The sequence below is a fragment of the Sphingomonas sp. CFBP 13728 genome (genome assembly GCF_014841895.1).
Classification (GTDB): Bacteria; Pseudomonadota; Alphaproteobacteria; order Sphingomonadales; family Sphingomonadaceae; genus Sphingomonas.
Genome location: NZ_JACYUS010000003.1, coordinates 131,844 through 151,728, shown reverse-complemented (window position 1 = coordinate 151,728; position 19,885 = coordinate 131,844). Strand labels below are relative to the sequence as shown.

Sequence of the window (19,885 nt, the reverse complement as noted above, 5' to 3'; positions counted from 1 at the left end):
TCAGGCGGCCTTGATGAACCGCTCGACTTCGATCTGCGCGAGATCGTCGGTCATCTGCGTGCGCGGATGCTTGCAGAAATACGCCGATGCAGGGTCGATCACGCCGGCGATGCCGCGATCCTTGGCGATCTTGGCGCAACGGATCATGTCGATCGCGACACCCGCCGAGTTGGGGCTGTCCTCGACCGAAAGACGCAGCTCGATGTTCATCGGCACGCCGCCGAACAGCTGGCCTTCCATGCGCAGGAAGCAGACCTTGTTGTCGTTCTGCCAGGGCACATAGTCCGACGGACCGATGTGAACGTTGTCGTCGTCCATGCGCTCGGCCGCGACCGACTGGACCGCTTCGGTCTTCGAGATCTTCTTCGACTCGAGCCGGCGATGGTTCGACATGTTGAGAAAGTCGGTGTTGCCGCCGGTGTTGAGCTGGTAGGTGCGATCCAGCTTCACGCCGCGCTTGGCGAACAGGTCGGTCAGCACGCGGTGGACGATCGTCGCGCCGAGCTGCGCCTTGATGTCGTCGCCGATGATCGCGACGCCGGCGTCTTCGAACTTCTTCGCCCAAACGGGGTTCGAGGCGATGAAGACGGGGATGTTGTTGACGAACGCAACGCCTGCTTCGATCGCGCACTCGGCGTAGAATTCGGTGGCTTCCTGCGAACCGACCGGCAGGTAGTTCATCAGCACGTCGGCGCCCGATGCCTTCAGCTCCGCTATGACCTCCTCACGGGTCGGCTCGGCGGCGTCCGAAACGAGGAACGTACGGTCGTCCTTGAAGTCGGCCATGTGGTCGGCAACGCCGTCCAGCTTCTTGCCCATCTTCACGATCGTGCCGGTGTTGCCGACATTGGGTGCGAACACCGCGGTGCAGTTCGGCTTGGCGAAAATCGCCTCGGCGACGTCCTTGCCGACTTTCCGCCGATCGACGTCCCAGGCCGCAACGACCTTGATGTCGCTTGGCTTGTAGCCACCCATGTCGAAATGCATCAGGCCAACCTGGTCGTTTGCCCCCTCGCGATAATGCTCGAGGCCCTGGACGAGCGAGCTCGCGCAGTTGCCGATGCCGACCACGGCGATCCGAATGCTATTCATTACTGACCCTGTTCCTTACGAAAGATGCATGCGCGACGCGGTCTTCGGTCGCGACATTGTGCTACGGACGAAAGCGCGTTCGACACGACGGTGCCAAACGAGCCCGACGATGGCCACGAGCGTCAGAGGGACGATCTCGAACCACCAGAAGATGCGTGGATTGCCCGCGAAGCAGGCGACGAAGATCGCCCATACCCGGACATTCGCGGTAAGCAAGGCCATGAAGCGCAAAGGCGCGACGGCGCGGGCACCGTACAGGGCGCCAAGTGCGACCGGATCGGTCGACTGGCCGAGCGTGCGCTCGAACGGCATGGCGATCCGGTCGATACTGCCGGCGATGCCGTCGTAGAAGCGGACGAGCGCGTTGCCGGTCGGCACGGGGGGCGCTTCGAGCGCCACGCCCTTGATGCGACGATGGAAGCGCGAACGCTCGCCCTCGTACATGTTCGACTGAACGGCGTGTGCGCCACCGGCGGCAAAAGCGAGTATCCAGGCCTCGGGCGTATCGATCGTCAGCGCGAGCGAGACGTAGATCAGTGCGAAGACGCCGTGATCGCACAACCCGTCGAGCATGCGGCCGAGCGGGCTCGCGGTCTTGGTCGCGCGTGCCACCATGCCATCGAGTCCGTCGGCGATCAGCCACCCCATCGACAGCACCAGGCCGACCAGCGCGAGCGCCCAGTTTCCCCATTGCGTGTACGCGAGAGCGGCCGCTCCGCCGAGACAAAGCCCTGCTACCGACACCGAATTCGCTGAAATCCCGCGCGACAGCGCAAGCGGAAGCAACGCGCGGCCCGCCGGGTGAATCAGCCAAAGATTGGATGGGATCTCGATCCGGCGATCGCGCGATCCATCCGGTGGAGCCACTGTCATAGGATTTTCATAATGCGCCGCGCAGGCCATTTATGCAAGGTGGCACGACTAACCCTACGGAACGCTTGACCGCAATTCTTCGATCCAAGCCGTTGCGATACCGTCGGACGGGGCCCGCCAGTCGCCCCGCGGCGACAGCGCACCGCCGGCCGAGACCTTCGGGCCGTTGGGCATCGCCGACCGCTTGAACTGGCTGGTCGTGAAGAAGCGGAAGAGAAATTTCTCCAGCCAGTGGCGGATCGTCGGCAGGTCGTAGGCGACGCGCGCGTCCGCCGGCAGGTCCTCCGGCCACGCCCCAACACTCGCATCGCGCCACGCATGCCAGGCGAGGAACGCGATCTTCGATGGCGCGAGCCCGTGGCGGATCACGTAGTGCGCGAAGAAGTCGTTCAGCGCGTACGGCCCGATCATCGACTCGGTGCTCTGCAGGGCGCCGTCCGCCCCCGCCGGAACGAGCTCGGGCGAAATCTCCTGCGCGAGGATCGTCGACAGGATCGCGTCGGTCGCCGCGTCATACTGGTCGGTGCGGATACACCAGCGGATCAGGAACTGGATCAGCGTCTTGGGCACGCCGCTGTTCACCGCGTAATGGCTCATCTGGTCGCCGACGCCGTAGGTGCACCAGCCGAGCGCCATCTCGCTGAGATCGCCGGTGCCGAGCACGATCCCGCGGCGCTGGTTGGCAAGGCGGAAGAGGTAGTCGGTGCGCAGGCCTGCCTGCACGTTCTCGAAGGTGATGTCGTAGACGGGTTCGCCCTCGCTGAAGGGATGGCCGATGTCCTGCAACATTCGCGTGGCGGCGGGGCGGATGTCGATCTCTTCCGCGGTGACGCCGAGCGCGCGCATCAGCGCCCACGCGTTCGTCTTGGTCCCTTCGCCGGTCGCAAAGCCGGGCATCGTGAAGCCGAGAATGTTAGTCCGCGGGCGTCCAAGCCGGTCCATCGCCTTGGCCGCAACGATCAGCGCGTGCGTCGAGTCGAGGCCGCCGGATACGCCGATCACGATCGTCTCGGCATGCGCGGCGACGAGGCGCTTCGACAGTGCCTCCACCTGGATGTTGAACGCCTCGTAGCAATCGTCGTCGCGCCGCGCCGGATCGTTCGGGACGAACGGGAAACGGCGGATCGCGCGTTCGAGGCCAGTGTCCTCACGTACCGGCGCGTGATCGAACGCGATCCGTCGGAAGCGTGTCTCGGGATTGCCGGCGAACATTGCCGCATCGTTGAACGTGCCGGTCCGCAGCCGTTCCTGTGTAATCCGTTCGCAGTCGACGTCGGCGACGACCAGTTCGGGCTCGGTCGAGAACCGCGCCGACTCCGCGATCTGCTCGCCGAGTTCGTGAACCAGTCCCTGGCCGTCCCAGGCGACTTCGGTGGTGCTCTCTCCCGGTCCGGCGGCGGAATAGACATACGCACAGACCGCGCGGGCCGACTGCGCTGCCGCCAGCATCGCCCGGTCGCGCGCTTTCCCGATGACGATGTTCGACGCGGACAGGTTGCAGCAGATCAGCGCCCCCGCGAGCGCGCCCGCGGTCGAGGGCGGGGTGGGGGCCCAGTAATCCTCGCAAATCTCGGCATGGAACACGAAGCCGGGCAGGTCGCGCGCGGCGAAGATCAGGTCGGTCCCGAACGGCACGGCCTCGCCGTTGAGGTCAATCGTCAGTCCGATCATACCGGCACCACTCGCGAACCACCGCTTCTCGTAGAACTCGCGGTAATTCGGCAGGAACGTCTTCGGGATCACGCCGAGTACGCGCCCGCGCGCGATCGCCAGCGCGCAGTTATACAGCCGTCCGTTCCGCACCAGCGCTGCGCCAACCAGCAGCACCGGCCGCAAGCTCGCGCTCGCCTCGACCACCGTCGCGATCGCGGCCAGCGTCGCGCGCTGCTGCGCGGTCTGGAGATGCAGATCGTCGATCGCGTAGGAGGTAAGGTTCAGCTCCGGGAACACGACGAGGTCGACGCCCTTCGCATCCGCCTCGCGCGCCAAGGCGATCGTAGCCTCGGCATTGGCGCCGGTATCCCCCACCGAAGCCCGCGGCGTCGCGGCGGCTACCCGGATCAGCCCGTGGCTATGGATCGCGTAGAATGGATGCGTCATGACGCACCGATAAACGCCCGCGCTGCGTCACGCTACCGGCTTGATCCCGTCGGCGGTGGCATGACGCGCGATCCTGTGAGAGACTGCGAGCATGAAACTCCGCATGGTCCAGGTGTTCGTCCTCGCGGTCGTCAGCGTGCTGTACTGGCTGCTCGTAAGCCATGTCTCCGGCGCAAAGGAGCCTTGGGATGCGGCTGGCTACTGGTTGATCTGGTACCCCGGTTCGCTGATTCTGTCGGCCTTCGGCGGCTTTGCGTTTGGCAGGCGAGGGTGGTCGGCAGGAGCGATCGTCACGGTCGCACAGCTGCCCGTGATGTGGGTGAATACGGAATTTGGCGGGCTACTGATCGTCGGCGTCGCGTTTCTCGCCATCCTGGCCGTTCCGGCGGTCATGCTGTCCGCACTCTTCGGTCGCCTCCGAGCGACTTCGCGGCGCAATGCCGGTGGAAGGAAACAGGACGGCCCGATATGAGATCGAGCCGCTAGCGCGACTAGCCATCCAGCGACACGGAGACGATTTTGACGATCACGATATTCGGCATCAAGAATTGCGACACGATCAAGAAGGCGCGGAATTGGCTCGAGGCGCACGATGTCGCGTACGCGTTCCACGACTACAAGGCCGCGGGTATCGACGCTGCGCACCTCGACGACTGGATCGGTCGGGTTGGATGGGAAGTCTTGCTCAACCGTGCGGGCACGACGTTTCGGAAGCTGCCCGAAGCGGATCGCGCGGATCTGGATGTGGCGAAGGCCACCGCGCTGATGCTGGCGCAACCATCGATGATCAAGCGCCCGGTGCTCGATACCGGCGAGACGCTTCTGGTCGGCTTCAAGCCCGAGGCGTATGAGGTGGCGGGGCTGGGGCGCGCCTGAAGGAGATCAGCATGCCGGTTGCAAGTTGGAATGGTCGCGAGATCGCACGATCCGACGACACCGTCGTCGTCGAGGGCAATCATTATTTTCCTGCCGACAGCGTCGATCCGGCGCTGCTGGAGGATAGCGCGACGCACTCGAACTGCCCGTGGAAGGGTGTGGCGAGTTACAAGACCCTCGTCGTCGACGGGAAGCGCAATGTTGATGCGGTCTGGTATTATCCCGATCCCAAGTCGGCGGCGGCCGAGATCAAGGATCGCTATGCGTTCTGGAAGGGCGTGATGGTCAGATGAAGAGACGCGGCGCTTACGCTTCGCCGTCATCCCAGCGAAAGCTGGGACATTTGCGTTAGACACGCGTCGCGAACCACGGGGGATACCCCAGCTTTCGCTGGGGTGACGGGTTTAGCCAATGCGAACCGAGCGACGCCCCCCCTCGAAGGGGGAGGCCGCCAGTTCGTATCAGCTCAGATCGCGCCCGAGAACGTGTCGCACTGCTGCGGATCGCCGCTCTCCAGCCCGCGCTTCAGCCACGACTGGCGCTGTGCCGATGTCCCGTGCGTGAAGCTGTCCGGCACGACGCGGCCCTGCGACTGCTTCTGCAACGTATCGTCGCCGATCGCCTGTGCAGCCGTCATGCCCTCCTGGATATCGCCGGGTTCGAGCCGCGACCGGTTGGCCGCCGCCCACACGCCCGCATAGCAATCCGCCTGGAGTTCGAGCCGCACCGACAGCGCGTTGCCCTCGGTCTCGCTCGCCTGCCGCTGCGCCTGCTGGACCTGCGCATTGGTGCCGAGCAGCTTCTGGATGTGATGGCCGAACTCGTGTGCGATCACGTAATCCTGCGCGAAATCGCCCTCGGCCTTGAACCGCGTCGACAGCTCGTTGAAGAAGCTCGTGTCGAGATAGATGCCCTGATCGGTCGGGCAATAGAACGGCCCCATTGCGGACTGCGCGGCGCCGCAACCCGACTGGCCATTGCCATCGAAGAACACCAGCTTCGGTGCCTCGAAACGCTGGCCGTTCTTCTGGAAGATCGCCTCCCAGGTGTTGTCGGCCGAGCTGAACGCGTTGCACGCGGCCTTGCTCTCCGGGGTCAGGTTGCAGCTCGACGTCGTGTCGGTGCCGGCACGCGGCGATCCGCTCTGCGTCGTCGGTGCCGAAGTCTGTCCGCCACCGAGCAGCCCGCCGAGCCCGCCCATGCCGCCGAACACCGCCATCAGGATCAGCACTACGACGATCCCGCCGCATCCGAAGCGGCTGCCGATCATCGGCAACAACCCCATCAACAGGCCGCCACCGCCGCCGCCAAAGCCGCCGCCTCCGCCGCCCGACCCGCGCTGGTCCTCGACGTTGATGTTCGGATCGTAATCGTCGAGCCGCATGATAAGCCCCTTTTCGTTTCTGGTTGGGAACGAAATGCGCAAGGTGGCGGTAGAGTTGCAAGGCCGCGCTGCTTGCGGCGCGATAGCGTGAGGAGTGTGCATGTTCCTGAAGGGCAAGACCGCGGTCATCACCGGATCCACCTCCGGGATCGGACTCGCCTACGCAAAGGCATTCGCCACCGAGGGCGCCGCGGTAGTCCTCAACGGCTTCGGCGACGCGGACGCGATCGAACGCGAGCGGGCGGCGTTGGCTCAGGTCAGCGGTGCGGTCGCACTCTACGATCCGGCGGACATGACCAAGCCCGACCAGATCGCCGCAATGGTCGCCCGTGCCGCAGCCGAAACCGGCAGCGTCGACATCGTCGTCAACAACGCCGGCATCCAGCACGTCGCGGGGATCGCCGACTTCCCGGTCGACAAGTTCGACGCGATCATCGCGATCAACCTGTCGTCTGCCTGGCACATGATGCGCGCCGCAGTGCCGCACATGCGCGCGAAGGGCTGGGGGCGGATCATTTCGACCGCGTCCGCGCACTCGCTGGTCGCAAGCCCGAACAAGTCCGCCTACGTCATGGCCAAGCACGCGATCGCCGGGCTCACCAAGACGATCGCGCTGGAGACCGCAACCGACGGCATCACCGTCAATTGCATCTCGCCGGGCTATGTCTGGACGCCGCTGGTCGAGAACCAGATCCCCGACACGATGGCGGCACGCGGGCTGACGCGCGACCAGGTGATGAACGACGTGCTGCTCGCCGCGCAACCGACCAAGGAATTCGTCACGCCCGAACAAGTCGCGGCGTTCGCGCTGTTCCTGTGCCGCGACGAGGCCAAGGCGATCACCGGCGCCAATTTGTCGATGGACGGCGGCTGGACGGCGGCCTGATCGAGCGCGAAAAAAGCTTTGCTGTTCATAGAGATACAGGCTTAGCTTCGGTATGCAGATTGGTTCGATGGCGATGCGTGTTTCGAGAATAGCGGCCTGCATGATGATGCTCGGATGCAGCGTCGGCGCGGCCTGTGCGGCACCTGCGTCGCGGAATGACGGTGGCGACAGGGACGATCGCGAGAGGGATTGGCGCCGGGTCGCTACCGTCGCCGATCGCGGGCGATTGCGCGGTTGGCGCGGCGCCTGGGTCGATGCGCTCGCCGAGGTCGATCCGCGCGAGATCGCGAAGGAGCCCCAGCTGTTCGATCCGGACCGCTCGCTCGCCGATGCGCTGCCACCGTCGGGCGCCTATCGGTGCCGTACGTTCAAGCTCGGTGCACGCGGCGGCATCGGTCCGACGTTCGCCGCGTCGACGGCGTTTGCCTGCCGGATCGACGCGAACGACGACGGCGATGTCGTCAGCCTCGTCAAGCTCGATGGCTCGCAGCGGCCGGTCGGGAGGATCTACGTCGACACTGATTCGCGCGCCGTCTTCCTGGGGACGATGGAGCTTGGCGATGAGAAGCGCCCGATGCGGTACGGCCGCGATGCCAGCCGCGACATGGCCGGCCTCATCGAGCGGATCGGCACGCGCCGCTGGCGGGTGGTGCTGCCCTATCCTCGGTTCGAATCGGTGCTCGACGTGGTCGAACTGGTCCCCGCGTCCTAGCGGGGTGCGACTGGAACCGGCGGCGGTACGGTGGACGTCACGATGCCTCGGGCACCTGCCGCGGTAATAGCAGTCGCGGGCGCGATCGGTTGCAAGCCGGCAAGATAGGCTTTGCCGTGGAGATCGAGGACGGTCACCCGCCCGGTGTTCGCAGCGACGACCGCCTTCAGATACGAGCGCGGTTTCTTCATCAGCTTTGGCTGATCCAGTCCGGTCAGTCCGACGATCCGCGCCGCTTCCTTCACGAACGTCACGCAATTGTGATCCGACAGGCGGTAGACGCTGTCTGGCTTACCCTCGCTCCAGGCTTCGACCAACCGGAGTACCGCCACATATTGCGCATCACTCATCACCACTGAGAATTGCGCATCGCTGCCCGCAACATAGCCCGGTTTGGCAATGTCCAGCTTGCCGGCGACCGGCCCCATCAGCAGCGCTGGTGAGACGGATTTCGCAGTGAAGCCGGCGTTGGTATCCACCGGTGCGCCGCCCGCTTCGGGTATCCCGCGCAACGTGAAAAACGCGTGCGGGAAGCTGTTCCCGAGTTCGTGGCTCCAGAAGGTGATGGTGACGGCAGCCTGTGCGGGGAGTGCGTATCCCAGGCACAGGCAGAGCAGGGCGATCAGCCGAAGTAGCGGTCTCATCACTTGATATTATTTTGGAATATCGAGCCTTACCAGTGGGATGAGGCTGATTTTAATCAGTGTGACGTGGTAGATACACCGTCGCTGACCGGCGTCGCAGAGGTTTGAGCGAGCGTCGCGTTCTCGCGCTTTTCAGGCCGGATATAGATCGAGGAGAGCGTCGGGACGGCAGCGCGCAGCTCGGTTTCGATCGCCTCGATCAGCGTCTCGCCGTCGCCCATCGTCACCGAATCGTCGAAGTCCGCACTGATCGCCGCGAAGATGCTCTCGGGTGCGGTGTGGATCGTACGGACGTGATTGACCGAGACGATCGCGGGATGCGCCGCGACGATCTTGCGGATCGTCGCGATCACCGCCGGGTCGGCACGCTCGCCGATCAGCAAACCCTTCGATTCGCGCGCGAGCAATACCGCGACCAGCGCGAGGATCAGGCCGATCGCGATCGAGGCGGCGCCGTCGATCCGCGGATCGTTGAACGCATGGCTCGCCCAGATGCCGATCCCGGCGATGACGAGACCTGCCAGCGCCGCGGAATCCTCGAACAGCACGATGAAACCGGCGGGGTCCTTCGAGCGGTGGATCGCCTGCCACCAGCCCATGTCGCCCTTCGACTTGGAGAATTCGCGCACCGCAATCGTCCAGCTACTGCCCTCGAGCGCGAACGAGATCGCGAGGACGACGTAGTTGATGGTCGGGCTGGTAAGCGGTTCGGGCTGCCGGATATGCCGCCAACCCTCGAAGATCGACACGCCCGCGCCGATCGCGAAGATCAAGATCGCGACGACGAACGCCCAGAAATAGAGTTCGCGGCCATAGCCGAACGGGTGTGCTTCGTCGGCGGGACGTTTGGCCTTTTTCTGACCGTAGAGCAGCAACACCTGGTTGCCGCTGTCGACCACCGAGTGGAAGCCCTCGGTCAGCATCGACGACGATCCGGTCATCCCGGCCGCAACGAATTTCGCCACGCCGATCCCAAGATTGGCGGCGAGGGCGCCGTAGAGGACGATGTCGTCCTTGATGCGAGCGGTCAGTGTCTTGGCCATCCCGCCGTCCTACACGAGGGGGCGGGGTTGGAAAGGGCGGCCTTCGCAACGTGTTGAGGATGCTCAGTCCGGCGTGAGGTCGACGGTGCCCTGGTAGGCGGACGCACCCGCCACCCCCACTCCGTCATCCTGACGAAAGTCAGGATCCAGAGCCACAAGCTCCAGCGCCCGTTACCCTGGATCCTGACTTTCGCCAGGATGACGGGCTTCGGGAGCGCACCGTCCTTTTAAACAGGAATACCCGCCGATGGACGAGCCACCGGCGGGATCCTTTCCTCCCCAGGAAACTGTGTGAAGCGGTTTAGCCGAGCCGGCCGAGGCGGTGGTACAGCGCGCTCATCCGCGTCAGCCGTTCGTCGTCGATCGAGGTCTTGCTGATCATCTCGCCGAGGACTTCCTTCATCAGCGCGAAATCGTTGGTCGAGAAGACGGCGCGGGCGCGGGGTTGTTCGGTGGTCGTCTGCATGGCTTGCCTCCTTCGATGATCGTCTTGTCTCTCTCTTTACACGCATCATGTGCCGAGAGAGGCGATGCACAGCCAATAGCGTTCAGGGCCGGCTAGTTGGAAGATGGTCCCGAGCCGCCGCAACGTCGCGGTGTCCGCCCAGCTTGTAGAACACGTGTCGTTCTGTAAACATCGTGACAGGAGGGTTTGCGATGGCGGAACGGAAATTGCTGGCGGGGCATGCGATCCGTCGCTTGCGGCGCGGGGCGGGGCTGACTCAGGCGGCGATGGCCGACATGCTCGCGATCAGCCCGAGCTATCTCAACCTCGTCGAGCGCAACCAGCGGCCGATCTCCGCGACGCTGCTGATCAAGCTCGCCGAGAGCTTCGACTTCGATCCGCGCTCGCTCGCGGCCGGTGAACCGGGCGGCGGCGCGGATGCGATCCGGCGACGGCTGGCCGACCCGATGTTCGCCGACCTCGAGATCGACCGTAACGAAGTCGAGGAATGGCTCGCCAGTGCCCCCGGCGGTGCGGCGGCATTTGCGCGCGTGTTCGACCGGATCGGCGGCGGCGCGGTGGTCGAAGCGGGCGACGATCCGGTCACGCTCGTCCGTCGCGAGATCGAGCGTTGGCGCAATCATTTCGCCGACCTCGACGCCGCGGCCGAGGCGCTCGCGGACGAATTGCGGCTCGGTGCGGGCGATCTCTACGGCGCGATCGCCGAGCGGCTGCGCGCCAAGCACGGCCTGACCATCCGCGTGCTGCCCGCCGACGTGCTCCCCGACACGCTGCGCCGCCTCGACCTGCACGCGCGCCAGTTGCAGTTGAGCGAGATGCTCGACCCGGCCTCACGCACGTTCGCGGTCGCGTTCCAGCTTGGGCAGATCGAGGCGAAGGCGGAGATCGATGCGCTCGCCAAAGGCGCAGGGTTCACCGATCGCGCGGCGGAAAGGCTCTATCGCCGCCACCTCCTCGGCTATTTCGCCGCCGCGCTGATGATGCCGTACGCGCGTTTCCTCCGTGGATGCGAGACGACGGGGTACGACATCGAGCTGTTGCAACGCCGGTTCGGCGCTGGCTTCGAACAGGTCGCGCACCGGCTGACGACGTTGCAACGGGTCGGCGCACGCGGCTTGCCGTTTTTCATGATCCGTATCGATAGGGCGGGGCAGGCGTCGAAGCGCTATCCCGGCGCCAGCGGTGCGGCGCTGGTCGAGGCGGACGGGCGCTGTCCATTGTGGCGGTTGCATCATGCATTCGACCGGCCGGGCAGCCTTATGGTGCAGCTGGTCGAACTGGAGGATGGCGCGCGCTGGCTGACGATGGCGCGTACCGTGACGCCGCAGGGCAGCCGATTTGGCGCAGTGCACGCCGAGTTCGCGATCGGTCTCGGCGTCGCGGCGGCGCAGGCGGGTGTGCTGGCGGCGGCAAGCGGCTTCGATCTGGCGGGGAGGGCGATGCCGATAGGGCTCGGCTGCCGCGCCTGTTTCCGCAACGATTGCCCGCAACGATCGGTAGCGCCGGCCGGGCGGGCCCTGCTGATCAACGAGCGCGAGCGGCGGACGTCCGCGCTGACGTTTGCGGGTGACTAAGGGAGCCCTTCTAATCCTCCCCCGCAAGGGGGAGGTGGCAGGCGCTTGCCTGACGGAGGGGGAGGAAGGGCCAACCTCTGTTGCGCGTCCTCCCCCTCCGTCACCTTCGGCGACACCTCCCCCTGGCGGGGGAGGATCAAGTGGTCAGGCGCCAGCGACCATCAGCGCGTCCAACTGGTCCTTGCTCAACTCCAGCGTCATCGCAGGCAACAGGTCTTCAACCTGCTTCACGCTCGTGGCGCTCGCGATCGGTGCCGTAACGCCCGGCTGCGCAATCAACCACGCCAGCGCAACCTGCGCGTGGGTCGCGCCAGTAGCTTCGACCACCGAGTCCATCGCATCGAGGACAGCCTTGCCGGTACCTTCGAGCAATTCGCCCATCCGACCGCCGCGAACGCTCTGGCCCAGATCGTCCTTCGTCCGGTACTTGCCAGTGAGGAAGCCCGAGGCGAGGCCGTAATAGGGCAGCACACCGATGTTCTCGGTGACGCAGTAATCCTGCAATTCGCCCTCGAACTTGGTGCGGCTGACGAGGTTATATTCGGGCTGGAGCACATGATAGCGCGGCAGGTCCGAGGTCTTGGCCGCCTCGACCGCAGACTTCAGGCGGGCGGCGTGGAAGTTCGATGCGCCGATCACGCGGACTTTCCCCGCATCGACCAGCTTGCCGAACGCTTCGAGGACAACCTCCTGCGTCTGCGAATCGTCGTCCTGGTGTGCGTAATACAGATCGATGCGATCGGTACCGAGGCGCTTGAGCGAGGCTTCGGCAGCGGCGGCGATACGCGCGGGGGCTAGCTTCTCGCCGCCTTCGCCGGGGAGCATGCCGACCTTGGTCGCGATCAGCACGTCGTCGCGCTTGCCGCTGGCCTTCAGCCATTCGCCGATCATGTTCTCGGATTCACCGCCCTGATGGCCATCGACCCAAGCCGAATAGACGTCCGCGGTGTCGATCATCGTGCCGCCGCCGGCGACGAACGCGTCGAGCACGGCGAAGCTGGCGGCGCGGTCGGCGGTCCAGCCGAACACGTTGCCGCCGAGGACGAGCGGGGCGATCTTCAGATCGGTCGAGCCGAGGCGGCGGAGGGTCATCGGGTCTGATCGCTTTGATTCGAGGGGAGTTCAGTATCTTCAGGAGCGGCGGCGACCGCATTCAGATCGACGCTGTTCGCATCGAGCATCGCGGCGGCTTCGTTCAACTGGTGTGATTCGTCGGCGGTGACGGCGCCGGGTTCGCTCGCGGGCGAGCACGCCGCGAGCGATGAAATAGCAAACAGCGCCCCCACCACCACACCGTCATGCCAGCGAAAGCTGGTATCTATCCGTGTCGGTCTTCGTGACCTGAACCGGGAGATCCCAGCTTTCGCTGGGATGACGGAGAAGTGGGGGCGCCTTGGCAAGGCTTAGTCCTTGATCGCGTTGCCGGCGCGAGTCAGCGCGTTGCCGGTGGCGTCGGCGGCGCGGTCTGCACCGTTGCTGATCGCAGCGCCTGCCCGGTCTGCACCGGCTTCGATGCGGTCACCGGCGCGGTCGGCCTTGGCGTCGAGATGGTCGGTCGAGTTGTCGATGCGCGCACCGGCGTTATCGAGCGAACGCTCGGCCGAGCCCAGTGCGCGATCGCTGGCGGCGCTGACGTCGTCGACGGCATTGGCGGTGGTCGCGCTCGCATCGGCGGCGATCGCGTTGGCGGCCTGTGCGGTCTGGTCCTGCGCGTTGTTGCTGCAAGCTGCGAGGCCGGCGGTCAGGGCGAGGGCGGGGATCAGGAACTTCTTCATAGGTATCTACTCCCGTGGATGTCGTCTTGTGGACCGGGTAATGCCCAGCCCATAGCGCAATCGAACGCGGATAAAGCGTTTCCGATCCGTCACGATCGGCCCCGATGCGATAAGTCGCGGGCGGACATGGCCAATGTCGAAGACGCGCACGCCTGCGTTGACCTCATATAAAGAATTCTTTATATGTCTTTGCATGACGATGGCGCTCGAAATCTTCCGTGCTTTGGCGGACGCGACCCGGTTGCGGATCCTCGCGCTGTTGCGGCGGATGGAGCTGTCGGTCGGCGAGCTTGCCCAAGTGCTCGGTCAGAGCCAGCCACGCGTCTCGCGCCATGTGAAGATCCTGTGCGATGCTGGCCTTGCCGAGCGTCGCAAGGAAGGCAGCTGGGTGTTCGTCGCGCTGGGGTCTGCGGACGTGGTCGAGCCGGTCGCGGGCGCACTCGACGTCTGGGCGAAGGCCGAGCCGGATCACTGGGCGGTCGCGGACGCAGCGCGGCTTGCGGCGGTGCGCGCGGACCGGGCAGCGAGTGCTGCGGCGTGGTTCGAAGGGCATGCCGACGAGTGGGACGCGATCCGGTCGCTGCACGTCGCCGACAGCGAGGTCGAGGCGGCGATGGCCGCCGTGCTCGGCGATGCGCCGGTCGGTACCCTGATCGACATCGGTACGGGCACCGGGCGGATGCTCGAACTGTTCGGCGGACGCGCGACGGTCGCGCTCGGGATCGATCGCAGTTCGGAGATGCTGCGGCTCGCGCGGGCAAAGCTGCACGACATGACGCATGCCGAGCTGCGACAGGCGGACCTGTATGCCCTCCCGATGGCGGATGCCGCGGCGGACGTCGCGATCCTGCATCACGTGCTGCACTTCGCGCAGCAGCCGGGGGCTGCGGTGAGCGAGGCGGCGCGGGTGCTGGCTCCCGGCGGTCGGTTGCTGATCGCCGACTTCGCGAGCCACGACCGCGAGGAACTGCGGTTGCGCGATGCGCATACGCGTCTCGGGTTCGCGGACGAGCAGATGGCGGCGTGGTTCGAGGCGGCGGGTTTGCAGACGGCGCGCGTGGAAACGCTCGAGGGCGGCGAGTTGACGGTGAAATTATGGCTCGGTCGGAAGATCGGCACGAGCTTGCGTGAGGTGAAGGCGGCATGACGAACATTTCGATCCCCCAACTGGCCGAAGCGCGCCGCGCGCTCGAAGAACCGCTGTTCGCGGATCTTGCGGGTGATGTCGGCATCAGCTTCGAGTTCTTCCCTCCGAAGAGCGAGAAAATGGAGACGCAGCTCTGGGAGGCGATCCGCACGCTGGAGCCGCTCGCGCCCGATTTCGTGTCGGTGACGTACGGCGCGGGCGGGTCCACGCGCGAGCGGACCCATGCGACGGTGGCGCGGATCCAGCGCGAGACGTCGATGAACGCCGCCGCGCATCTGACCTGCGTCGAGGCGACCAAGGCCGAGATCGACCAGGTTGCCGAGGAATATTGGGCGGCCGGCGTTCGCCACATCGTCGCACTCCGCGGCGACATGCCGACGCTGGGCCAGCCGTATCAGGCGCACCCGGGCGGATATGAGAATGCGGCGGCACTGGTCGCTGGCTTGCGGAAGCTGCATCCGTTCGAGATCTCGGTCGCGGCGTATCCCGAATGCCATCCGGAATCGGGCGGTCACGACGCCGACATCGACAATCTGAAGCGTAAGATCGATGCCGGTGCGACCCGCGCGATCACGCAGTTCTTCTTCTCGCCCGAGGCGTATTTCCGGTTTCGCGACCGGGTTGCGGCGGCCGGGATCACCGCGCAGATCCTGCCGGGGATCCTGCCGGTGTCGAACGTCGCGCAGACGCGGAAGTTCGCGGGGCTGTGTGGCGCTGAGATCCCGGCGTGGATGGACCGGTTGTTCGAGGGGCTCGACGATCATCCGTCCGCTCGGCAGCTCGTGGCGGCGACAATCGCGGCCGAGATGTGCCGGCGGCTGTACGCAGGCGGGGTGAAGGATTTCCACTTCTACACGCTCAACCGCGCGGAACTGGCCTACGCGATCTGCCACATGCTCGGCGTGCGCGCGAAGCCGGTCGACAAGGCCGCCGCGGCGTAACTTCTGCTATCCTCCCGCTGGCGGGAGGGGGGAGTGAAAACGATGACACCACGTGAACGTTTCAACGCGGAAGCCGCCAAGCGCATCCTGATCACTGACGGCGCGTTCGGGACCGAGATCCAGAACTGGAAGCTCGACGAGGCGGCTTACGCAGGGTCGCTCGGCTTGTCGCACGACCAGAAGGGCAACAACGACATCCTGGCGATCACCAAGCCGGACGTCCCCGATACGATCACGCGCGAATATCTCGAGGCGGGGTCGGACATCGTCTCGACCAACACGTTCAGCGCGAACGTCATTTCGCAGGCCGATTACGGCGCCGAGCATCTTGTGCGCGAGATCAACGTCGAGTCCGCGCGGATCGCCCGCGCGCTCGCCACCGAGTACGAGGCGAAGGACGGCCGTCCGCGCTTCGTCGCCGGGGCGATCGGGCCGACCAACAAGACGCTGTCGCTGTCGCCCGACGTCAACGATCCCGGCTATCGCGAGATCGACTTCGACTACCTCAAGGGCGTCTACCGCGAGCAGATCGACGCGTTGCTCGAAGGCGGCGAGGGGGTCGGCGTCGACTTCATCCTGATCGAGACGGTGTTCGACACGCTCAACGCCAAGGCCGGGATCATGGCGGCGATTGAGGCTGGCGACGCTCTCGGCCGCGACGTGCCGATCATGATGTCGATGACGTTGACCGATCTCTCGGGGCGCAACCTGTCGGGGCATACGGTCGAGGCGTTCTGGCATGCGGTACGGCATGCCAAACCGATCACGATCGGGCTGAACTGCTCGTTCGGGGCGGAGCAGCTGCGGCCGCATGTGAAGACGTTGTCGGCGATCGCCGATACGTTGATCATGGTCTATCCTAACGCGGGGCTTCCGAACGAACTCGGCGAGTATGACGAGCAGCCGGAGACGACCGCGGGGCTGGTCGGCGAGTGGGCGGTAGCAAAGCAGGTCAACGTGCTCGGCGGCTGCTGCGGGTCGACGCCTGCGCATATCAAGGCGATGGCCGACGGTGTCCGCGGGCTCGAGCCGCGGGCTGTGGCTCGGCCTGAAGTGCGAACCAAGCTCGCCGGCCTCGAACCGTTCACGATGGCAGCCTGACTTCTTTCCCCTCCCGCATGCGGGAGGGGGCAGGGGGTGGGCTCGCGCTCTCCTCCAACGATACGGCCCGCGGATGGCGGGCGCCCACCCCCCGACCCCCTCCCGCTTGCGGGAGGGGGGGAAGAAACGAACCGATGACCACGACCACTTCCTCCACCTCCTTCGTCAACATCGGCGAGCGCACCAACGTCACCGGCTCGGCGCGCTTCAAGAAGCTGATCATGGCGGGCGACTATCCTGCCGCGGTCGAGGTCGCGCGCCAGCAGGTCGAGAGCGGCGCGCAGGTGCTCGACGTCAACATGGACGAGGGGCTGCTCGACGCGCATCACGCGATGACGACGTTCCTGAAACTGATCGCCGCCGAGCCCGACATCGCGCGCATCCCGTTCATGGTCGACAGCTCGAAATGGAGCGTGATCGAGGCGGGTCTAAAGTGCGTCAGCGGCAAGCCGATCGTCAATTCGATCAGCATGAAGGAGGGCGAGGAGCAGTTCCTCGCCCAGGCGCGGAAATGCATGGCGTACGGTGCGGCGGTCGTCGTGATGGCGTTCGACGAAGTCGGGCAGGCGGACACCAAGGATCGGAAGGTCGAGATCTGCGAGCGCGCGTACAAGCTGCTCGTCGGGATCGGTTTTCCGCCCGAGGACATCATCTTCGATCCCAACGTCTTCGCGGTCGCGACGGGGATCGAGGAGCATAACAACTACGGCGTCGACTTCATCGAGGCGTGCAAGGAGATCAAGGCGCGCTGCCCACACGTCCATATCTCGGGCGGGCTCTCGAACTTCAGCTTCTCGTTCCGCGGCAACGAGCCCGTGCGCCGCGCGATGCACAGCGTGTTCCTGTATTACGCGATCCCCGCGGGCATGGACATGGCGATCGTCAACGCCGGCCAGCTCGACATCTACGACGACATCGATCCCGAACTGCGGCAAGCGGTCGAGGACGTCGTGCTCAACACCGATCCCGAGGCGGGCGACCGGCTGGTCGCGCTCGCCGAACGCTATCGCGGCACCGACGTGGTCGCCGAGAAGGCGGCGGCGGAATGGCGCTCGCTCGGCGTCAACAAGCGGCTCGAATATGCGCTGGTCAAGGGCATCGATCTTCACGTCGTCGAGGATACCGAGGAAGCGCGGTTGATCATCGCCGGCAACGGCGGGCGCCCCATCGAGGTGATCGAGGGGCCGTTGATGGACGGCATGAACGTGGTCGGCGACCTGTTCGGATCGGGCAAGATGTTCCTGCCGCAGGTCGTGAAGTCGGCGCGCGTGATGAAGAAGGCGGTCGCGCATCTGCTGCCGTATATCGAGGCGGCCAAGGAGCCCGGAGCGCGCGGCAAGGGCAAGATCATCATGGCGACCGTCAAGGGCGACGTGCATGACATCGGCAAGAACATCGTCGGCGTGGTGCTGCAGTGCAACGGCTTCGACGTGGTCGATCTCGGTGTGATGGTGCCGTGGTCGAAGATTCTCGAGTCTGCGAACGAGAACGACGCGGACATGATCGGGCTCAGCGGGCTGATCACGCCGTCGCTGGACGAGATGGTGACGGTCGCCGAGGAGATGAAGCGCGCGGGGATGACGATGCCGCTGCTGATCGGCGGCGCGACGACGTCGAAGGTGCACACCGCGCTGCGGATCGCGCCGGCCTATGACGGCCCGGTCGTGCATGTGCTCGATGCGAGCCGCGCTGTGGGTGTTGCGTCGACCTTGGTGTCGGACACGATCCGCGACGAGTTCGTGACGAAGACCGCCGACGAATATGAAGCGGTGCGGATCTCGCGCGCGAACAAGGGGCAGAGCGAGTTGCTCCCGCTGGAAACCGCCCGCGCGCGCGGGTTCGTGGCGGACTTCGCGATGAAGCCGCCTGCACCGGTAAAGCCGGGCGTGCATGTATTCGCGGATTGGGATCTGTCGGACCTGCGCGACTATATCGACTGGACGCCGTTCTTTCGCGCGTGGGAGCTGGCGGGAAATTTCCCCGCGATCCTGACTGACGAGGTCGTCGGCGAAAGCGCGAGTTCGCTGTATGCGGATGCGCAGGCAATGCTCGATACGATCGTCGCGGAGAAGTGGCTGACCCCGCGCGGGGTCGCAGGGCTGTGGCCCGCGCGCCGCGAGGGTGATGATGTGGTCGTCCTTGCTTCCCCCCTCCCGCAAGCGGGAGGGGCCGGGGGTGGGCACGCGCTCTCCTCCACCGGCACGCTTCAGGATGGCGCGAGCCCACCCCCCAACCCCCTCCCGCAAGCGGGCGGGGGGGAAGAGGTGCGTCTCCCCATGCTCCGCCAGCAGATCGCCAAGCGCGAAGGCCGCGCCAACATGTGCCTCGCCGATTTCGTCGACACCTCGGACGACTGGTTCGGCGGCTTCGCTGTCGGTATCCACGGCATCGACCCGCACATCGCGCGCTTCAAGGCGGATAACGACGATTACAACGACATCCTGTTGAAGGCGCTCGCCGACCGCTTCGCCGAAGCCTTCGCCGAACGCCTCCACAAGCACGTCCGCACCGATCTCTGGGGCTACGCGCCCGACGAGCAGCTCACCAACGAAGCGATGATCAAGGAGCAGTATCGCGGCATCCGTCCGGCGCCGGGCTATCCCGCCTGCCCGGACCACGGCCTCAAGCCGATCCTGTTCGACCTGCTCGACGCCGAGACCGCGACCGGGCTCGAACTGACCGAGAGCTTCGCGATGTTCCCGACCGCCGCCGTCTCGGGCTTCTATTTTGGCCACCCGCAAGCGGAGTATTTCGGGGTAGCCCGCGTCGGTCGCGACCAGCTCGAGGATTACGCCGCGCGACGTGGCGCGGACCTCAAGACCGCCGAACGCTGGTTGCGCCCCAACCTCGATTGATCCGGTCGCGGAACAAGATCGAGCGACGCCTGTTTCTGCAAGCTCATCGGCAACCACGCCGATTCCACTCAAGGAGACGATCTGTGAACAGCGACACCCTCACCGGCACGGCAAACGACCTCGGCGGCAAGCTCAAGGAAACCGTTGGCGGCGCAGTCGGCGACAAGTCGCTGCAGAGCGAAGGCGTTGCGGATCAGCTCGGTGGCACCGTGCAGAAGACGATCGGCCAAGCCAAGGACGTCGTCGAGGACAATGTCCGTCCGCTGATCGATTATGTGCAGCAGTTCTCGCGTGAGCGTCCGTTCACCGCAGCGGCAGTCGCCGGCGTGCTCGGCATCGCGTTGATCAACACGCTGCGCGGCAAGTAATCCGCGATCGACGACGTTCCGTTGCGTGCCAGCGGAACGTCGTTTCTC

At 65.5% G+C, this 19,885-nt stretch carries 21 protein-coding genes; 11 read left to right on the top strand and 10 right to left on the bottom strand.

The window, feature by feature from the left end; genetic code table 11:
• From IFT67_RS13650 to IFT67_RS13640, 3 genes are read right to left on the bottom strand one after another with little or no spacing between them, the layout of a single operon-like run.
• Positions 1-1,092: an inositol-3-phosphate synthase gene (locus tag IFT67_RS13650; protein WP_056050788.1), complete on the bottom strand. Its 1,092-nt coding sequence runs from the start codon at positions 1,090-1,092 to the stop codon at positions 1-3.
• Between the two features lie 15 nt (positions 1,093-1,107).
• The gene (locus IFT67_RS13645; RefSeq protein ID WP_107963653.1) at positions 1,108-1,965 is read right to left on the bottom strand and encodes a CDP-alcohol phosphatidyltransferase family protein; all 858 of its coding nucleotides are present in this window, start codon (positions 1,963-1,965) and stop codon (positions 1,108-1,110) included.
• A gap of 54 nt (positions 1,966-2,019) precedes the next feature.
• Complete coding sequence (locus tag IFT67_RS13640) at positions 2,020-4,065, bottom strand: NAD(+) synthase (protein ID WP_192238798.1); 2,046 nt, start codon at positions 4,063-4,065, stop codon at positions 2,020-2,022.
• A gap of 91 nt (positions 4,066-4,156) precedes the next feature.
• On the opposite strand from IFT67_RS13640, the gene IFT67_RS13635 reads away from it, so the two are divergent.
• The 3 genes from IFT67_RS13635 to IFT67_RS13625 are packed head-to-tail and all read left to right on the top strand — an operon-like array spanning position 4,157 to position 5,234.
• Positions 4,157-4,537 (top strand): hypothetical protein, encoded by a 381-nt coding sequence (locus tag IFT67_RS13635; RefSeq protein ID WP_192238797.1) that lies wholly within the window; start codon positions 4,157-4,159, stop codon positions 4,535-4,537.
• A gap of 47 nt (positions 4,538-4,584) precedes the next feature.
• Entirely contained in the window at positions 4,585-4,941 is a 357-nt protein-coding gene (locus IFT67_RS13630) for an ArsC family reductase (RefSeq protein WP_192238796.1), read from the top strand.
• Positions 4,942-4,952: 11 nt separating this feature from the next.
• Positions 4,953-5,234 carry a DUF427 domain-containing protein gene (locus IFT67_RS13625; RefSeq protein WP_192238795.1) on the top strand — a complete coding sequence of 94 codons (282 nt, stop codon included), beginning with the start codon at positions 4,953-4,955 and terminating at the stop codon, positions 5,232-5,234.
• 173 nt (positions 5,235-5,407) lie between these two features.
• Here IFT67_RS13625 and ypfJ read toward each other — a convergent pair whose 3' ends face one another.
• Complete coding sequence (ypfJ, locus tag IFT67_RS13620) at positions 5,408-6,325, bottom strand: KPN_02809 family neutral zinc metallopeptidase (RefSeq protein WP_192238794.1); 918 nt, start codon at positions 6,323-6,325, stop codon at positions 5,408-5,410.
• Between the two features lie 100 nt (positions 6,326-6,425).
• Here ypfJ and IFT67_RS13615 point away from each other — a divergent pair, with 100 nt between their 5' ends.
• Together IFT67_RS13615 and IFT67_RS13610 are read left to right on the top strand one after the other, a co-directional pair.
• Positions 6,426-7,211: a 3-hydroxybutyrate dehydrogenase gene (locus IFT67_RS13615; protein WP_192238793.1), complete on the top strand. Its 786-nt coding sequence runs from the start codon at positions 6,426-6,428 to the stop codon at positions 7,209-7,211.
• 100 nt (positions 7,212-7,311) lie between these two features.
• Positions 7,312-7,923: a DUF4893 domain-containing protein gene (locus IFT67_RS13610; protein WP_244647392.1), complete on the top strand. Its 612-nt coding sequence runs from the start codon at positions 7,312-7,314 to the stop codon at positions 7,921-7,923.
• On the opposite strand, the gene IFT67_RS13605 is transcribed toward IFT67_RS13610, so the two are convergent.
• The 3 genes from IFT67_RS13605 to IFT67_RS13595 all read right to left on the bottom strand — a co-directional run bounded on the left by IFT67_RS13605 (position 7,920) and on the right by IFT67_RS13595 (position 10,076).
• The gene (locus IFT67_RS13605) at positions 7,920-8,567 is read right to left on the bottom strand and encodes a hypothetical protein (RefSeq protein ID WP_192238792.1); all 648 of its coding nucleotides are present in this window, start codon (positions 8,565-8,567) and stop codon (positions 7,920-7,922) included. The genes IFT67_RS13610 and IFT67_RS13605 overlap by 4 nt on opposite strands.
• A gap of 56 nt (positions 8,568-8,623) precedes the next feature.
• Complete coding sequence (locus IFT67_RS13600) at positions 8,624-9,610, bottom strand: cation diffusion facilitator family transporter (RefSeq protein ID WP_192238791.1); 987 nt, start codon at positions 9,608-9,610, stop codon at positions 8,624-8,626.
• A 301-nt stretch (positions 9,611-9,911) separates the two neighbouring features.
• Positions 9,912-10,076, bottom strand: coding sequence for a hypothetical protein (locus tag IFT67_RS13595; RefSeq protein ID WP_164913371.1), 165 nt, complete (start codon positions 10,074-10,076; stop codon positions 9,912-9,914).
• 191 nt (positions 10,077-10,267) lie between these two features.
• On the opposite strand from IFT67_RS13595, the gene IFT67_RS13590 reads away from it, so the two are divergent.
• Complete coding sequence (locus IFT67_RS13590; protein WP_107963643.1) at positions 10,268-11,650, top strand: helix-turn-helix domain-containing protein; 1,383 nt, start codon at positions 10,268-10,270, stop codon at positions 11,648-11,650.
• Between the two features lie 144 nt (positions 11,651-11,794).
• On the opposite strand, the gene IFT67_RS13585 is transcribed toward IFT67_RS13590, so the two are convergent.
• From IFT67_RS13585 to IFT67_RS13575, 3 genes are all read right to left on the bottom strand, one after another.
• On the bottom strand, positions 11,795-12,742 hold the full coding sequence (locus IFT67_RS13585; protein ID WP_192238790.1) for an aldo/keto reductase: 948 nt from the start codon (positions 12,740-12,742) through the stop codon (positions 11,795-11,797).
• Positions 12,739-12,936, bottom strand: coding sequence for a hypothetical protein (locus tag IFT67_RS13580; protein WP_342450619.1), 198 nt, complete (start codon positions 12,934-12,936; stop codon positions 12,739-12,741). The genes IFT67_RS13585 and IFT67_RS13580 overlap by 4 nt, the downstream gene beginning before the upstream one ends.
• Before the next feature lie 117 nt (positions 12,937-13,053).
• The gene (locus IFT67_RS13575; RefSeq protein WP_107963640.1) at positions 13,054-13,425 is read right to left on the bottom strand and encodes a hypothetical protein; all 372 of its coding nucleotides are present in this window, start codon (positions 13,423-13,425) and stop codon (positions 13,054-13,056) included.
• A gap of 193 nt (positions 13,426-13,618) precedes the next feature.
• Between IFT67_RS13575 and IFT67_RS13570 the strand changes: the two genes are divergently transcribed.
• The 5 genes from IFT67_RS13570 to IFT67_RS13550 all read left to right on the top strand — a co-directional run bounded on the left by IFT67_RS13570 (position 13,619) and on the right by IFT67_RS13550 (position 19,837).
• Positions 13,619-14,572 carry an ArsR/SmtB family transcription factor gene (locus IFT67_RS13570; RefSeq protein WP_192238788.1) on the top strand — a complete coding sequence of 318 codons (954 nt, stop codon included), beginning with the start codon at positions 13,619-13,621 and terminating at the stop codon, positions 14,570-14,572.
• Positions 14,569-15,513: a methylenetetrahydrofolate reductase gene (gene metF, locus IFT67_RS13565; protein WP_192238787.1), complete on the top strand. Its 945-nt coding sequence runs from the start codon at positions 14,569-14,571 to the stop codon at positions 15,511-15,513. Before IFT67_RS13570 ends, metF begins: the two co-directional genes overlap by 4 nt.
• A 42-nt stretch (positions 15,514-15,555) precedes the next feature.
• On the top strand, positions 15,556-16,614 hold the full coding sequence (locus IFT67_RS13560) for a homocysteine S-methyltransferase family protein (RefSeq protein ID WP_192238786.1): 1,059 nt from the start codon (positions 15,556-15,558) through the stop codon (positions 16,612-16,614).
• Between the two features lie 134 nt (positions 16,615-16,748).
• Positions 16,749-19,469 carry a methionine synthase gene (metH, locus tag IFT67_RS13555; RefSeq protein ID WP_192238785.1) on the top strand — a complete coding sequence of 907 codons (2,721 nt, stop codon included), beginning with the start codon at positions 16,749-16,751 and terminating at the stop codon, positions 19,467-19,469.
• Between the two features lie 83 nt (positions 19,470-19,552).
• On the top strand, positions 19,553-19,837 hold the full coding sequence (locus IFT67_RS13550; RefSeq protein WP_192238784.1) for a CsbD family protein: 285 nt from the start codon (positions 19,553-19,555) through the stop codon (positions 19,835-19,837).
• Positions 19,838-19,885: the final 48 nt, after the last annotated feature.